At 56.1% G+C, this 16,679-nt stretch carries 8 protein-coding genes and 1 tRNA gene; 5 read left to right on the top strand and 4 right to left on the bottom strand.

Annotated features, from left to right (window positions below; all coding sequences use genetic code 11):
- Positions 1–141 precede the first annotated feature (141 nt).
- From HMPREF3039_RS13700 to HMPREF3039_RS06220, 3 genes are all read right to left on the bottom strand, one after another.
- Positions 142–408 (bottom strand): hypothetical protein, encoded by a 267-nt coding sequence (locus tag HMPREF3039_RS13700; protein ID WP_147549544.1) that lies wholly within the window; start codon positions 406–408, stop codon positions 142–144.
- Between the two features lie 311 nt (positions 409–719).
- A complete protein-coding gene (locus HMPREF3039_RS06225; RefSeq protein ID WP_067571556.1) occupies positions 720–1,145 on the bottom strand; it encodes an RHS repeat domain-containing protein in 426 nt (141 codons plus the stop codon).
- Between the two features lie 754 nt (positions 1,146–1,899).
- A tRNA-Arg gene (locus tag HMPREF3039_RS06220) sits at positions 1,900–1,974 on the bottom strand.
- A gap of 114 nt (positions 1,975–2,088) precedes the next feature.
- Between HMPREF3039_RS06220 and HMPREF3039_RS06215 the strand changes: the two genes are divergently transcribed.
- The 4 genes from HMPREF3039_RS06215 (at position 2,089) to HMPREF3039_RS06200 (ending at position 12,712) form a co-directional block, all read left to right on the top strand.
- Complete coding sequence (locus HMPREF3039_RS06215; RefSeq protein ID WP_147549547.1) at positions 2,089–3,762, top strand: hypothetical protein; 1,674 nt, start codon at positions 2,089–2,091, stop codon at positions 3,760–3,762.
- 51 nt (positions 3,763–3,813) lie between these two features.
- Positions 3,814–4,998 (top strand): iron-containing alcohol dehydrogenase, encoded by a 1,185-nt coding sequence (locus HMPREF3039_RS06210; RefSeq protein ID WP_067571552.1) that lies wholly within the window; start codon positions 3,814–3,816, stop codon positions 4,996–4,998.
- Positions 4,999–5,313: 315 nt separating this feature from the next.
- The gene (locus tag HMPREF3039_RS06205; RefSeq protein WP_067571550.1) at positions 5,314–11,649 is read left to right on the top strand and encodes an alpha-2-macroglobulin family protein; all 6,336 of its coding nucleotides are present in this window, start codon (positions 5,314–5,316) and stop codon (positions 11,647–11,649) included.
- A 118-nt stretch (positions 11,650–11,767) separates the two neighbouring features.
- A complete protein-coding gene (locus HMPREF3039_RS06200) occupies positions 11,768–12,712 on the top strand; it encodes a DMT family transporter (protein WP_231863859.1) in 945 nt (314 codons plus the stop codon).
- A gap of 135 nt (positions 12,713–12,847) precedes the next feature.
- Here the strand turns inward: HMPREF3039_RS06200 and HMPREF3039_RS06195 are convergent, their stop codons facing one another.
- Positions 12,848–13,441: a glycosyltransferase family 25 protein gene (locus HMPREF3039_RS06195; protein ID WP_067571548.1), complete on the bottom strand. Its 594-nt coding sequence runs from the start codon at positions 13,439–13,441 to the stop codon at positions 12,848–12,850.
- A 357-nt stretch (positions 13,442–13,798) separates the two neighbouring features.
- On the opposite strand from HMPREF3039_RS06195, the gene HMPREF3039_RS06190 reads away from it, so the two are divergent.
- Positions 13,799–16,678, top strand: a complete 2,880-nt coding sequence (locus HMPREF3039_RS06190; protein ID WP_067571546.1) for a PD-(D/E)XK nuclease family protein — start codon at positions 13,799–13,801, stop codon at positions 16,676–16,678.
- Position 16,679: the final 1 nt, after the last annotated feature.

Genomic DNA, 16,679 nt, shown 5'->3' with positions numbered 1-16,679 from the left:
AGCCGCATTATTCCACCACCATGCTTCCGTCCCGGTTGTGAAGTTAATCAATCATCCAGTTGCTCTCGCTTTAGTTTGGAATCTTATCAAATAAAACTTTCTTGGATTCCACTCGAATAGAAATTATTTTTCTTTTAATAGTTAATTTAATGGCGGTAAAATAGATTTCCAATCGAAAGTTTCTAAATTTTTATCTTTTAAAAAATCCTTTAAAGTAATAATCTCTTGTATATTAACTGATGAGCTATTATCTAAATTACATTTTATAAATATTGGCAAAGATTTTACTATTTTATCATGTTGAGAATTTTCTACAGTATTTATATATTTTCCCATTTTATTGAAAATTCTATTATCTTTAATAGAATCTATGCACAATAAACTTAAAATTATTATCATTGTATTCATCTTGTCACTCCTCCTTTTTTTCTTTACGACAATATGTTCTCCATTGTCCTGACATTTTTCCATCTTGGAAGTATATTTTATCCATCCCTAGTTTAATAATATACTTGATCATATAGTTTTGAACCTTGGTTGGTTATGCCTGTGACACGATTCCCATCTACTCCTAATTTAGATTCAAAAGGAGGTATTTTTTTGAAATTACTAATGGAATTGTACGTCCTACGCAATGAACTTCAATTCCAATTTGCTCTGCTTCGTGAGAAAAGTATGCTAAGCAAATGATTTCTCTTTCACATTCCTGGCATTGAGTCTCATTTTGTGTACTGTTTTTTCTCCATTCGAGTACAATCTCCCATAAGAACTTCTCGAATAACATCAAGAAATATGTTTAAATCTACATTTTTAGGTATCTTTTCTGGATCGGGAGACAGTGGTTTTGTCGTTCCACATGCAATTCCGATACAATTACCTTCTGTTTCTGTGTTCGGAATGACTATGCCGCTACCATCATTGGATAATAACCCGAGGTTATCAATATTTAAATTATTTTTCACGAACCCGTACAAATTCCATCCCCTCTTCAGCACGGGATCCCTGTTGATGCACCTGCCGTCTGTAGGATTATAATAGCGGTAATTGTAATAGACCAGTGCGAGTTCTTCATCGTTCATCTCTCTGGGCCACTGCACTGGCTGGGGTTGCCTTTGGGAGAAGTAATGGGAGTATTCATAAGACATTAAAGAGTTAAAATTGATGAATGAAACGAACTGTGGGTAATCTTCAATGATCGTTTTCCAATATCATTATTTCAGATTCAGTACCAACAAAATTTATTTGAAAATTTCTGTTTACTTACAAAACATAGTGAATTTTTTCTATATTAAAATAAGAATATAATTTTTACACTAAGCATCTTACCACTATCGATATAAATATTATCTATTTTTTGGTGGAAATTTACCATAAATGCTAAATTCTTGTTTGTACTAGTCAGGTTCCCGTAAAAAGTCCATTCGATGAAAAAAGAATGTTTGATGACTCAGTAGTTTGTTTTCACCCAATTTTCTTTAAACATTAAAATTGTGCGATTTATAGACCTAGTTTCGATTTTTGGAGCCTTAAGCCCATCCTCTCATCTGCAATTCCGACGACTTCTTCCGATGAATCGCGAGTATAAAAAACTTTGCCGCTGCCGGGTGTGTTATACCTTTCACATACCCTCTGCATAGGTGTGTTGTACGACCTAATGATCTACGAAGTCTACAAGAATTACGAGAAGTCTTCATACTTTCCAGCTCTTCTGCCAGCTATTCGTAATTCTGGTAATGACCCTTTTCTCCTGCGGTTTCCGCCACTGCAACAAACATGGTGGTGTTAAAGTAGGGCCGTTTTCCTCCCGCTCTAGCATGCTTTCCCAGGCTTTTAACGCCTTTCAAACAAGGCTGCAGAACAAAAAATCTATATAATACCTTAACTTATAAGCTTTATAAGTGGCGTCCCCGGTAGGAATCGAACCTACATCTAGTCTTTAGGAGAGACCCGTTCTATCCATTGAACTACGGGGACCGGACATTGTCCGTGCAGGACAATAAACGGGAAAATTCCGGGGCTCAAGCAAAAAGCGGCACGATTGCGCCATAAACCTTGATTTTGAACGGTTATTTTTCTAGTTTGGTTTTCATGAGGTTTCTCTCCGCTGCCTGTTTTCTGTCGCTTCTGTACTCTTTCACGGGATGCTGTGCCTATGGCTATACCACTTTCCCCGATGCGCGCGCCGCCATACGCGCCACCTACCATCCTCCCTTCACCCCTGACCAGACGGGAGCAAAACTGGAAAATTTCAAATACTATCCCTACCACCTCTATTGGGAAAGCAAACGCATCCCCCTTCCCTTTTTGCACACGCTTCTGCCGGAAGCCGCTTCAGATTATGAACTGGCCGCCACCTATTCCGTCTTCCAGGAGCCGGAATCCTCCATTGCGCTCCGGGGGAATGAACTCTACTGGGCTGCGACGGCTCAAGGAACCAACATTCCATATTATGTCAACAGCGCTCCCTTGTGGAAAGGCAGGTGGATCACTATCCTCAGAGACCATCTTCCGGCCTGTTTCCCCAGTGAAACTTTCCCATCCTGGTTTCATCCATATCTCGATCTGGTGGAAGCCCGGATGTATGATGATATCGCACGTCGGCTCCAGCAGGAATACAGCAGGAATTACGTTCTCCGCGGCGTTACCGCCCTGCCGCCCACTCTGGCGCAGGAACTTAAAACGACCTGGAAGGAATGCCTGGAAACTGCCGTCCTTGACCTGCCTGTGGAAGTTTTTGAAAACTGCGACCAGGGATACTGCTATTATTCTGCAACTCCAGGGCTGGTGGCGACGGAATTGCAGTTTTCCCGCCGCACACTCCCTCTGAAACGCCAGATGTTCCACATTTTCCGCATTCTTTTTGATGCGGCAAGCATGGATGACTTCACGCCCGGTACGCAGCGCATGCTGATGAAGCTGTGTGCTGATGCCCGCAGCACTGCTGCTGAAATGAAAAAAGCACCGCCGCATGGAATATCCATTTCGGAGTTGATGAGCAATTTTTTCCCTCCCTTTCCGGACGATGGATACGAGTTATGGGAAGGGAAAAATCCCCCTTTGCGCCATGACAAGCACCTGAAGGAAGATACCATTAAAGAATGCATGGCTCTTCCCCTCTCAAGGAATCCGGTGTGGAAAGACCTGTTTCCCAATACTCCGGAGGTCACCACGGCCTGGATGCACGTTTATCCGGAAGGACCATGCTGCGGCGCATTTATCCACCAGGGCTTTTTGCATGTAGCCACCACAGAGCTCGGACTGCCCTTTTACCGCATGCACGATTTCAGCCGGATGGATAATCCCCCGTCCATGTCGCCTTATGAGTTGTGGTGGGACGGGACGGGAATGAGGGTCCAGCGTTTCTTTTTGAAGCTGGAACCTGCCGCGGAAAAGGAGTTGAAAACCTATCTCCGCCTGCTTGCCCGGTCCAGGAGCAACAAAAAACTCCAGGAGACCTTCCCGGACATTCTCTTCCATACGGATCTGGGAGAGGAGGGGCTGATTCAGGAAAACCCGGAGGAAGACTCCGGACAAGGACCGGATGATGATCCCGGTTCCCTTGCACCCGGAATATCAGGAATTCTGACGGATATTTACCGATTCCGGAGGTGGGTAAGAATGGATTATCTGCAGGAAGGCTCCGAAGAACTGAAACGGCTCCGGAAGGACAGAAGGGAACTGGAACGGTATTTGGGAAAACATCTTCCGGCAAAGAAGGCGGACGCCCCGCCCGCAACGCAACGGGGCGCACAAAAGCCTTGAGCCGGGAATGGAAGAGACGTAGCGTTGGTTCATCATCCCCCCTGTTCCGCCATGCTCAATTTCATTTACGACAACAAGACGACGCTCATTTTCGGTAAAGGAACCCAGCATGAGGCAGGCAGGCTCCTGAAACCGTTCGGCAAAAAAATCCTGCTCCATTACGGAGGCGGCAGCATCAGGCGTTCCGGCCTGTACGACTCCATTACGGCATCCCTGAAAGCCGCAGGCGTGGAATATGAGGAACTTGGAGGTGTCCAGCCCAACCCCACGCTACCCCTGGTGTACGAAGGCATCCGCCTGTGCCGGGAACACGGCCTGGGCATGGTGCTGGCCGTGGGAGGCGGCAGCGTGATTGATTCCGCCAAGGCAATTGCCCTGGGCGTTCCTTACGGCGGAGACGTCTGGGATCTGTACCTTTCCAAAAAACAGCCGGACTTTGAACCGCTGCCCGTTGCCACGGTACTGACCATCCCCGCCGCCGGCAGCGAAAGCAGCCCCAACACGGTCATTACGAATGAAGAGACCAGAAGGAAGCTGGGCTACGGGGCTCCCGCCCTGCGGCCCGTGTTCAGCATCATCAATCCAGAGCTGTTCTTCACCCTTCCCCACCGCCAGATGGCCAACGGCGTGAGCGACATGATGAGCCACATTTTCGAGCGCTATTTCACCCGGACCCTCCATACGGACCTTTCCGACGGCCTGTGCGAGGCCACCCTGCGCACCATCATGAGAAACGCCCGCATCCTGAACGGCAACCTGCATGATTACGATGCCTGGGCGGAAATAGCCTTCTCCGGCAACATCGCCCATAACAACCTGCTGGGCGTGGGCCGGGAGCAGGACTGGGCCTGTCACGCCATGGAACACGAACTCAGCGCCCTGTACCATGTGGACCACGGAGCGGGCCTGGCCGTCGTCACCCCCGCCTGGATGAAGTACGTTTCCTCCCGGCACCGGGACATGTTCCTTCAATTTTCCCTCAACGTGATGCGCGTGGAAGGCTCCTGCCGGGAGACGGAAACCATCATCCGGGAAGGCATTGCCAGGCTGGAAGGATTTTACAGGGAACTGGGGCTGCCCACATCCATGGAGGAACTGGGAATCCGGCCTGAAGATTTTCCGCTGATGGCGGAACAGGCCATCAGCGTACGCGGCCCCGTCGGAGGACTGGAAAGGCTGGATGCGGAAGACGTCCGGAACATCTACCGGCTGGCCTGCCGTGATGGCGGGAACTGACCGCCGGCAGCCCGAAAAGAACGGTACAGGGAAGCGGCTCTGACCCTGCTCCGCCGGAACGCCTGCGGCCCCCTCCGCAACAGCGCACCTCACGCCGGCAGTGCGGAAACCGAAGCATGACCGGAAAAAGGGAAGACAGGGAAGATACCGTCCGGAGCATGCAGTCACCCATCAATCATTTGAAATGAAACAGGGCTGCATGTTGACAGGCAGCCTTTCATGAATATGTGTCCTCCCTCCGTCCCGCGTCATCTTTCCCCATTTTGTAACCTACTTGTAACTTGCCAAACTCTTTTTGTCAGGTAATGTGGTGGAATGAACAAAATCTTTTCCGCTCTTCTTTTGGCGGCGGCTTTTCTGGTTTCCGGAGTGCCGTGTACGGCAGCCGTTCCTGCCTTCGCTCCGGAGCAACGGGAGCAGTCCATCAAGGACATGGACAAACTTCTGGATAAAAGGCTCTTCAAGCAGGCCGCGGAACAGGCCCTGAAACAGCTTAACGAATACAACGACCAATACAGCGGAAAGGATCTGGCCCTCTACTACCGCGCCCTCCAAAATTTGAACGCTCTGAACGATTCCACGAATCTGGACACCATTCTTCAGGAACAAATGAAACGCCATGGAGAAAACCCGTGGTTCCTGATGGCCGCCGCCGAATTGTATCAGACAGCCAGCCACACGTTCAAGCTGGCGGACGGCAAGTACATCCGAGTCAACCGGTCCTGGGAAGGCGAATATTCCGGACAAAAGAGGGACAAGGTGGAAGCCCTGCGCTGCCTTTTGAAGGCCATGGACATCGCGGAACGGAACAAGGACATGAAACTGCTCGGCCTCGCACGGTTCATGATGGCGAAGGCATTCCTGAAGAACTATGATGATTACCGTTCTTCCTCCTCATTCCAAACTTATGCGGCCCTGGCCAATCTGACCGGACTTGATAAACTCCCAGGCTACGTTTCCAACCAGGAAGCCTCCGAACTACGCAACATTTCCACGCTGCCCGTTGCCGTGAATCCGGCTACGGGAAAACCGGAAATCGTTTTCTACCACGCCTCCTCATCCTGGGATACGGCGGGGAACGACGGCGAACGCGTACGCTGGCTGCTGGACACCGCCGTCCGGGCGAACCCGGAATTGGCAAACGAGGTCAACCTGTTTACGGCATCCTGGTGCCGTGACCTGCTTTCCTACGCGAATACGGAGCCGTACCAGGAATTCGTGTACGGTCCGGGCAATGCGGGCTCGGTGGAGGGCATCAACCCAGCGGATTTGAAAACGGACCAGACCGTCGTCAGAACGGACCGGACGGACAAGGGCAAATTCATGCTCATCACGCTGCCTCCGGATTACGACTTCATCCGGATTGCATCCCGGGTGACCCCTTCCCCCTATCCTGCGGAACCCTACCTGGAGGCCACAAAGCTCATCAGTGGAGAGTTTCTGGCGCGCAACCAGCGCCCGGCAGCCGCCGATGTTCTGAAAAAGACCCTGCAAGTCTACAAGGACATGCTTCAGGCGCATCACAAACGCGGCAACGCCAAACCGACGGAGGAAGACGCAGAGACTACAGTGACATATACGGATGACGCTACCGATTTTCTTCAGGCGGAAATTGCCTCCATTACGGAACCCAACGGAGCATTTGAGGAGGACGCAAGAACGCTGCTTTCCGGAGAGTCCGTCTCCATGGCGTTCATTTACCGGAACGCCGCCAGCGCCTCCATCACGGCACGTCCCGTCAATGTCAGGCTGTGGCAGGAGGAGCGCATGAACACCCTTCTTGCCTCAAAAAAACTGGGGAAAAAATATGAAAAAAAATATTCCAATTTCAATACCCTTCTTTCCAATCTTCTGAGGGACAAGTCAGCCGCCCGTTACCTGGGAAAGGAAATCAAGGGAGAAAGCATCAGCCTGGACCCCGGAAACCAGCACCTGAACCGGATCGCCCAGCTACCCATCCCCGCCACCCAGCCGGGCTGGTACCTCCTGACCGTCACGCTGAACAACGGCTATCAGTTCCACCGCCTCCTCTCCCTGTCCGATCTGGTGCTGATTCGCCGTTCCATTCCGGAAGGCAATCTCTGGTTCCTGGCGGAAGCCAGAACGGGAGCTCCCGTGGAAGGCGGCAAAATCAGCCTGCTGCGCTACAGGGAGGACAAAACACTTCAAACAAAACAAGTGAAGGGCACCACGGACAAAAACGGTGTTCTGGTAGAAACACTGTCTCCGAACGACAGCAATTCTCCCACCTACTATAATCTCCTGGGCATCGCCACACATGGAGACAGCTACACAGTAACAGGAGAAAGGAATGTTTGGTACTCCGGTGAATCTCGAATGTCCCTGAACAACAAGGCCTCCAACTCCTATGGCTGTTTCTTCCTGGAAAGCCAGCCCGTTTACCGGCCGGGCCAGACGGCCCGGTTCAGAGGGGTCCTGTTCCGTCCGGACTTCGCCAATCCCGGCACGAAAGACTGTGCCGGAAAAAAATTGACGCTGACCATCCTCGGCCCCACCGGGGACAAGGGAATTTTTCCGGAACAAACAGTCACCACGGACGCCACGGGCGGATTTGACCTGGAACTGCTCATTCCCAACGGAGCGCCTCTGGGCCAGTACAGGGCAATACTGGATTTCAGAGAGTTGGACCGTACCCTGTACGCCCCCCTATTCCGGATGGAAGAATACAAGAAGCCGGAATTCACCGTCAAAATGGACGCTCCGGACAAGCCCCTCAGGCTGGGACAGCCCATCCCCGTTTCCGTCCAGGCGGACTATTATGCGGGAGGCCCGGTGAACGAAGGAAAAGCCACCATCACCATCACCCGTACCCTGGGAGCGAATGTCTGGACCCCCTACTGGAAATGGAGTTGGCTGTATTCCAGGGAGTCCAGCCCCTATTACATCTATTTCACGCCCGACCCTCCCCTCACGGTGCTGGAAAAAACCATTCCCCTGAACAAAGAGGGCAAAGCCTCCGTGGAACTGTCCACGGAACAGGACGCCAGGGACTTCGCCTCCCAGGACATAACCTACCGTGTTTCCGTCAGCGTCACGGACGCCTCCCTGAGGGAAGTTTCCGCTTCCGGTCAGGTGATCGCCACCTGCCGCCCGTTCAACATCTTCACCTCCCTGAACCGGGGATACGCCCCCGCGGGAGTTCCGGTCCGGGCCACCATCACGGCAGCCACGGCGGACGGTGTCAAGATAGGGAAAGCGAAGGGAAAGTCGGTATTGTACCGCATCCATGAGGATTCCAGCCGCCAGCCCCTGGCGGAATGGAACGTGGCGACCAATGAAGAAGGCACGGCTTCCCTTACTTTCCAGACAGAAGATTCCGGCTTATACCTCCTGCAAACAACGCTGGAGGACAGCCAGGGCAGCAAGGTGGAAGGCTCCCACCAATTTCTCTCCTACGGCAAGGGTGAACGGCATCCTTTTAAAATCAATCCCCTGTCCATCACTCCGGACAAGAAGGAATACGCCCCCGGAGAAACAGCCAGCCTCCTCATTGCGTCCGACTATCCGGACGCCCATGTCTGGACCTTCCTGCGCAACTCATGGAAAAACGAATCCCGCCGCTTGGTCGCGCTGGACAGGCAGACGGCCCTGGTGGAATGCCCCCTGACCAGGGAAGACATGCCCAACATGGGCGTCAACGCCTTCACCGTACGGAACGGGGAACTGCACCAGGCATCCGCGGAATTGCTCCTGCCGCCGGCCAGCCAGATGCTGGAGCCTGCCGTCTCTCCGTCCAAACCCCAGTACCAGCCGGGCGAAAAGGGTCGTGTGACCGTACAGGTCAAGGGGCCGGATGGAGCCCCCGTGAAAAACGGCATTGTCACGCTGGCAGTCTATGACAAGGCGCTGGAATACATTGCCCGGCCCAACGTCTCCGACATCGCCAAAACCACGTGGGGAAGGTTGAATGAAACCAGTTTCGTCAATCTCAGCGCCATGCAAAACAGAAGGGCGGAAACGCAGAAAGGTCCGAACCAGCCCTACTTTCAACTTCTCCTCAGACCGGATCTGCCCACACCATTCATAGGCCGCGGCAACGGCTTCGTTACCGGAGGAAACAGATCGGGAGATTTTGCCATAAGCAAACGATCGGTAATGCTGGCAGAGTCCGCAGCATCTCCTCTTGCAGCGCCAGCCATGGCGGCAATGGGTGAAGCAGGAATGGCGGATGCCTTTGGAGGAGAGGAGGCGGCAGCCGGACAGCAGGATTCCTCCCCCGCGATTCAACTGCGCACCAACTTTGCGGACAGCATCAAGTGGTGCGGCACGCTCCCAACGGACGAAGAAGGAATGGTCGCCGTCCCGGTGGACATGCCGGACAACCTGACCACGTGGAAGGCGGCTGCCTGGGTGGTCACCTCCGCCCTGCAGGTAGGGCAGGCTTCCGCGGAATTCCTGACGACGAAGGACTTCATGGTCAGCATGCAGGCGCCCCGCTTCTTCGTGGAAAAGGACATCGTCATGCTCAGCGCCATCGTCCGCAACCGGACGGACAAGGACGTGCAGGCCCGCATTTCCATCACCCTGAAAAACGACTGCCTGAGCCTGATGCCCGGCAATTCCCCCACCCTAGACGGACTGGCCGCCGGAACGGACAACGCCGCCATAAGGGAAGTGACCGTTCCCGCCCAGGGGCAAGTGACCGTGAACTGGTGGACCACGGCCCGCAGGGAGGGAACCGCAACCGTTGCCATGGAAGCGGCCGCAGGCTCGCTGGGGGACGCCATGCAGATGGATTTCCCCGTGCTGGTGCATGGCATGAAGCAGCTGCACGCGGACAGTACCGTCCTGCTGCCCGAGGATCGGGAACGGCAGCTCACCGTCAACCTTCCGCAGCAAAGGCGCAGGGAGGAGAGCAGGCTCGTCGTGAAGGTCTCCCCCAGCATCGCCCTGAGCATGGTGGAAGCGCTGCCCTATCTAGCGGAATACCCCTACGGCTGTGTGGAGCAGACACTCAACCGCTTCCTGCCCGCCGTCATCGTGGCGGACACGCTCAAGCAGCTGGGCCTGGACCCCGGCCAGGCGCTGGAAAGCCACCGCAACCTGGACCCGCAAACCATCAGGGACAAGGCGTTCTATGATAGAGTCATGAAACGTCTGGAACGCAATCCCGTATACAGCGAACGCAAATTGAAGGCCATGGCGGAAAAGGGCATCCGCGACCTCCGGGAAAAACAGCTTTCCAACGGCTCCTGGGGATGGTTCGGCGGAGCGGACCAGGGAGACCCGGTGATGACCGCCCACGTCGTCCACGGCCTCAAGATTGCCGGAAACACGGCCAAGATACCGGGAAACATGCTGCTCCGCGCCGTGTCATGGCTGACCGGCCACCAGAACAGGCAGCTGGCCCTGCTCGTCAAGGGGGACGCCTACCGGAAACTGGAAAAACAGCCTGACAGCCCGGCAAAACAAAAGGCCATCCGCGAACTTGGAGACTACCGCCTGACGGCCTCCGCGTCAGACGTGCTGATTTATTCCGTGCTTGCGGAAAACGGCGTCCGGGACCTCCAAATGGAACGCTACCTGTTCCGCGACAGGCTGGAACTCCCGGTCATCAGCCAGATCCAGCTTGCGGAAATCCTGCTGGACGCCCACCGCATGGACGACTTCAAGGAAATCATGCCCGTCATCTCCCAGTTCCTTCAGCAGGACGACTCCCTGCAAACCGCATGGCTGCGCCTCCCCAACCAGGGCTACTGGTGGCGCTGGTACGGCAGCAATGTAGCCACCCAGGCGGCTTACCTGAAACTGATGGCCAAGAGCGATCCCAAAAACCCAGTCACGTCCCGGCTGGCCAAATGGCTGCTCAACAACCGCGCCAACGGCTCCTACTGGGATTCCACGAAGGATACGGCAGACTGCCTGGAAGCCCTGTCGGCCTATCTCTTCCAGACCCGGGAAGGCATGGAAGACATGGAGGCGGAAATCCTCTATGACGGCGTTCCGGTGAAAACCGTTTCCAGTACCAAGGAAACCCTCTTCACCTTCGACAACGAATGGAACATGAGCGGCAAGGACCTGACGGACGGCCAGCACCGCATCACCATCCGCAGGAAAAAGGGGAACGGCAACATCTATGCCGGCTCCACGCTCAGCTACTTCTCCCTGGAAGATCCCATCCCCGCCGCAGGAAACGCCGTCACCGTGGAACGTTCCTACTACCGCATTGAAAAAGAAACGGTAAAGGAAGACTCCGTAAAGGATACGCAGACGGACGCCGGGGAACTCGTCTCCCGCGGGCGCGACCAGACCCGCCGCACACTGCTGAAAGACGGAGATATCATCGCCAGCGGAGACATCATTGAAGTGGTGATGAGCGTAAAAACGAAAAACGACGTGGAATACCTGATGCTGAGTGACCCGAAGCCGGCTGGCTGCGAATCCCAGGACACCGTCAGCGGATACGCCTGGATGGGCACCGTCTCCGGCTACAAGGAAATAGGCGACGAGGAAATACGCGTCTTCCTCTCCTCCCTGCCGATGGGCGAATACCAGATCAGCCACCGCCTCCGCGCCGAACGCCCGGGCAGGTTCAGTGCCCTCCCCGCCGTTCTGGAAGCCATGTACGCTCCGGAACTCCGCGGCAACAGCCGGGAACACAAGATCAGCATTTCCATGCCGAAGCCGTAACTCCGGGAACAAAGAAACGCCGCATCCCCCTGCGGCGTTCTCTGCACTGCATGAAGGGCACAAGTGTACCACAGGGAATACGGTAAAAACTCTTGCATTCCTTCCCTAGAGGCGGACAATGCCGCCCCCGCAAACGCGGGACGCCAAGATGGAACCCGGAACCTTGAAGGGACACGCCGCCATGGGTGCGGCCGCCGTCATCTGGGGGCTCATGTCCCCGGTCAGCAAGCTGGTCATGCAGGGAGGAGAAGTAAGCTCCGCCTCCCTGGCTACGTTCCGGCTGCTGGGCGCCGCCGTGCTGTTCTGGCTGGCTTCTTGCTTCGTGCCCCGGGAAAAAATCGACCCGCGCGACCGTCTGAAGCTGTTTTACGCCTCCCTGTTCGGAATCATCTTCAACCAGATGGCCTTTACCGTAGGCGTGGGTTTCACCTCCCCGGCGGATGCCGCCATCATCACGACCATCACCCCCATCCTGACCATGATTCTGGCGGCCTTCGTGCTCCGGGAAATGATCACGGGCCGGAAGGCGGCGGGCGTATGCGCCAGCGCCGTCGGGGCCGTCCTGCTGATTACCGGGGGCAGCCACGCTCCGGCCGCACCAGGAGACAACAACCTGCTGGGGGACATCCTCTGCCTGGCATCCCAGTGCAGCGTGGCCGTTTACTTCGTGTTCTTCAAAAGGCTGATCGGCAAATACTCCCCCGTCACGCTGATGAAATGGATGTTCACATACGCCGTATGCGCGTGCCTGCCCTTCACCTTCCGGGAAGTCTCCTCCGTTCCCTACTCCAGCCTGCCCCTCCAAACGTGGACGGGCATCGCCTATGTGGTCGTGCTGGCCACCTTCGTCAGCTATATCTGCCTCTCCTTCGCACAACAGCGTCTCAAGCCCACCGCAGTGAGCATGTACAACTACTGCCAGCCGGTCATCGCTTCCTCCGTGGCCGTCCTGTGGGGCATGGACCAATTCGGCTGGCTGAAAACGCTCTCCGTCCTGCTGGTCTTCACGGGGGTCTTCCTGGTAACGCGCGGCAAGGCGGCGGCAGCCATGCAGGAACAATAGACCAATCCGCTCTACCCGGAAAACCGACAGCAAACGCGCCGGAAACATGCTGATAAGAGGAGGCACGCCCTCCCTACGCACGCGTTATTTACGCGTTATTGGAGGCACAAACTTCCAGACCTGGAATGGGGGTGCTCATTCCCAGAACTTCTTCAATTCGGGAATCCCGCCGATAATATCGCTTCCCTTCTGGCTGCATGAGACAAGCATGGGTTCCACGGAAAAAATGGACGCCCCATTCCGGACCAGGCGCTCCCAGATGCGGTCCGCCTCTCCTCCCCAGTGCCGCAGGGCCTGAGACATGACCGGAGCGAACGAAGGGCGCAAGGCAAAGGCAGTCATGCTGCGGACGTCTCCCGTGACGCGCATCCACCCATCCCTCTCCTCCACCCCTCTTTTCCCGTGATGGAGCATCATGCACGCGGCCTCATCAGGAACCCGGCGGAACAATTCCTTCAGTTTCACGTCCAGGGACTCCACCGGCTCCGCATCATCCTGCAGAATGAGCACCCAGTCCTCCGTGCAAGCGGAGGCCCGCTCAATGGCGCGGCGCATGGCCCGCTTGCATCCGGTCACCCGGCAGACGTACTCCGGAGCCTGCTTGAGACGGGCCACGCCGTAGGCTTCCAAATCATTCCGTTCCTCCGGAGGAATGTCTTCCATGGCGGCGATGCGCACGCCATCCACCCATTCCCAGGCAAGCCCCTGCGCAGAGAGACGCTGTGCCATGGTTTTGCGTTTTGGAGAACCTGGAAAACTGACTACGAGTATCTTGTACATTCCCCGGAAATATGGTCCGGAACATGGAAAGTCAACAAATCGTAAAGGGAATGAGGAAGATACCCCATGTTCTTTCCAGGCTTGAAATCCATGACTGTTTGATTACCAGCATGATTAGGAAAAACATACGGATAAACATTTAATCCCCATGCAAAGACATGCCCCGGTCAGTAGGAAACGCCGCAGAACAAAACAACGCCGGCAGCGGTAAAAAAGAATGGAAAAGGACGCTTTTTCAGTTAACATTTCCGTACCGTTTCCCTGCCCTGCCCGCCCTCTCCGGAAACGGTATCCATTCTCCCTCCCATGCACCGTTTTTTTCTATCCTGGGACAAACCAGCCTGTTGCGCCGTGGCGGAACGCCTGCTTGCCGTGGAAATGGACTTCTACAAGCACGCGGTACTGGTCCCTACCCGCGAATCGGGCAGGCAGCTCAGGGAATTCCTGACGGCCTCCTGCCCGGAGAAAGCCGTGTTTCCCCCGCACGTGCTGCCGGCGGACCAATTCATCCAGCCGGAAGAGGAGGAAGACGAAGCCACCCGCCTGGAAGAACTGGCCGCCTGGATGCAATCCCTTGGAGACGCTCCCCACCGGCTCTACCCGCGCCTGTTCCCGAAGCGCATGCCGGATGACTTCTCCAGCCTTCTGGACATGGCGGCGGCCCTCCAGACCCTCAGCCATTCCATGCTGAACCACGGCGTCACCTGCGGACAGGCTGCGGACGCCTGCTCCGGCATGGACGAACGCTGGCCGGACCTGTCCCGCCTCTTTTCCCGGTGCAGCGGACATCTGGACGGATGGCAGCTCCGGAACCGGACGGAATCCCTGCTTCACGCAGCCGCCCCTTCCCACCTGGCGTCCACCCTGCTGGAAACGGGCGGTCAAATCATCGTCGCCTGCGTGCCCGATATCCCCCGGCCATTGAAACATGCCCTCCGCCATGCGGAAGAACAGGGCATTCCCGTGCAAATCTGGGTACACGCCCCGGAAGAGGAACGGGACACCTTTGACGACTGGGGCTGCCCCAGACCGGAAATCTGGGCTGAACGCGCCATCCCCATCCGCGAGGAACAAATCCGCGTAACGCCCGGCCCCGGCAGACTGGCCGCGGAAACGTGCCGCATCATCGCGCAAACGGCGGAATCCGGAAAAACGGACGTCGCCCTGGGCGTGTGCGACCCGGACATGAATGTGGCTCTGGACGCACGGCTCAGGTCATACGGCTGGGGCCTGTACAACCCGGAAGGCAGGCCTTTTGCCGGAACGGGCATCATGGACCTGCTGCGCCACCTCCTGCTGGCCGTGGAGGAAAACGGAAAGGCGCGGCCCGTATTCAACCTCATGCGCTCCTCCCTGCTCTGCGCCTCCCTGGACATCCGGGACCAGCAATACTGCTGCGCCTCCCTGGACAGGGTGCGGCAGAAATTCCTGCCGGAAACGGAGGAATACCTCCTCAAGCGCCTCCGTACCGACCATCCGGGAGCCATCCCGTCCGTGTGCAAAATTCTGGAATGGAGGGACCGCATGAAAGAGCCGCGGCGGCTGGGGGAACGCCTGCTCGCGTGGTATCCGGCGCTGGCTGCCGCCTATGGAGCGGACACGGAAGCGGCGGAAACCTTCCATTCCTGCATCTCCGGCCTGGCCCGCCTCCAGAAAAAAAGCGGCCTCTTTTCCGCTCCGGCTACGGCCCTTCAACTGCTGATGCGGTGCCTCCACGCCGCCCGCGTCAAGAACGGCAGAAAGGAACATGCGGTGCTGGATGCCCTGGGATGGATGGAACTCCATTTCCGCCCGGAAAAAAACCTCATCGTGACCGGACTGAACGAGGGTATCGTCCCGGAAGGGGGCATGGCGGACCAATTCATGCCGGAACCGCTCCGGGAATCCCTGGGCATGGACTCCTTTTCCCGGAAAAAGGCGCGGGACAGCTTCCTGCTCACGGCGCTGATCCACTCCCGGGAACGGGAGGGAAGCCTGTTCTTCGTCCTGTCCCGCACGAGCAGCAGAAACGATCCCCTGACGCCTTCCTCCCTGCTGATGCGCTGTGCGGATGAAGAACTGCCGCGCCGCGTGGAACTGCTCTTCCGGGAATGCTCCGCGCCGGAACCGCCCCTGCCCTACCGCCGCGGAGGCTGGCACATCCAGCCCGCGGAAGGCTGGAAGACGGCCACGGACATCACCGCCATGGCGCCCGGCTACCGGAACCCGTGGAAAGAGCGGGAAAAAGCCTTTTCCCCCACCACGCTGAAAAACTTCCTGGCCTGCCCCATGCGCTTCTGGGTGAGGGAAGCCCTGCACCTGAATGCGGACGAATTCCAGCCGGACAAGGAAGACATGGCCGCCAACGAACTGGGAACCATGCTTCACGACGTGCTGGAACAATTCTGCCGTCTTCACCCCTCCCTGGAGGACGGAATGACTACGGCTTCCCTGCAAAGGGAAATCGGGGAAATACTGGATGAAACATTCACGCGCCAGTACGGCAGCCGCCCGCTCATGCCCCTGCTTCTGCAGAAGCGCTCCATGGAACAGCGGCTGAACGTGTACGCGGAACAGCATTTGGAGGACCTCCGGAACGGATGGACATGCATCGCCTTTGAACAATCGGTGGAAAACTGGCGGCTGGGAGACTTCAGCCTGAGGTTCCGCATTGACCGCATTGACCGCCATGCGGACGGCTCCCTGCGGGTCATCGACTACAAGACGGGCAAGACGGACTCCTGTGAAAAAAAGCATCTGGGGACCATGAAGCGCCCGGATGCCCTGCCCCTGCTCTCCCCGGCCCTGCACCCTTACACCAGACGGCAAAAAAACGGAAAGGCGGTCCACTTCCGCTGGAAGGACCTGCAACTGCCCCTCTATGTACTCTGGGCCATGGAGGAATACTGCGGCCGGCCCACCGCCGCCTATTACGCACTCCCCGCCAATCCGCTGGACATCGGCATCTCCGAATGGGACACGCTGCATGACCCCCAGCCCGGATGCGACATGTGCGCCCTGGAAAGCGCCCGGTCCTGGATTCTGGAACTCATGCGCCTCATCCGTGAAGGGCGCGGCCTCATCACGGCGGAAGAACTGGGCTGGGACACCCCTTCCTATGATGTCTTCAAGGACCTCGTCTCCTCCAGCCATGAAACCCTTCAGGACCTGCTGGGACTGAACATCACACCCCACCTGCCGTTCTGAC

Source organism: Akkermansia sp. KLE1798 (assembly GCF_001580195.1).
In the GTDB taxonomy this organism is placed as follows: domain Bacteria; phylum Verrucomicrobiota; class Verrucomicrobiia; order Verrucomicrobiales; family Akkermansiaceae; genus Akkermansia; species Akkermansia biwaensis.
The sequence above is the reverse complement of the archived record's forward strand: the minus strand, read 5'-3'. Positions and strand labels throughout refer to the sequence as shown.

Bases quoted from the DNA above. Each gene is read 5' to 3' on its own strand.
- HMPREF3039_RS13700 (WP_147549544.1), bottom strand. From the start codon at position 408: ATGAATACAATGATAATAATTTTAAGTTTATTGTGCATAGATTCTATT.
- HMPREF3039_RS06225 (WP_067571556.1), bottom strand. From the start codon at position 1,145: ATGTCTTATGAATACTCCCATTACTTCTCCCAAAGGCAACCCCAGCCA.
- HMPREF3039_RS06215 (WP_147549547.1), top strand. From the start codon at position 2,089: ATGAGGTTTCTCTCCGCTGCCTGTTTTCTGTCGCTTCTGTACTCTTTC.
- HMPREF3039_RS06210 (WP_067571552.1), top strand. From the start codon at position 3,814: ATGCTCAATTTCATTTACGACAACAAGACGACGCTCATTTTCGGTAAA.
- HMPREF3039_RS06205 (WP_067571550.1), top strand. From the start codon at position 5,314: ATGAACAAAATCTTTTCCGCTCTTCTTTTGGCGGCGGCTTTTCTGGTT.
- HMPREF3039_RS06200 (WP_231863859.1), top strand. From the start codon at position 11,768: ATGCCGCCCCCGCAAACGCGGGACGCCAAGATGGAACCCGGAACCTTG.
- HMPREF3039_RS06195 (WP_067571548.1), bottom strand. From the start codon at position 13,441: ATGGCACAGCGTCTCTCTGCGCAGGGGCTTGCCTGGGAATGGGTGGAT.
- HMPREF3039_RS06190 (WP_067571546.1), top strand. From the start codon at position 13,799: ATGCACCGTTTTTTTCTATCCTGGGACAAACCAGCCTGTTGCGCCGTG.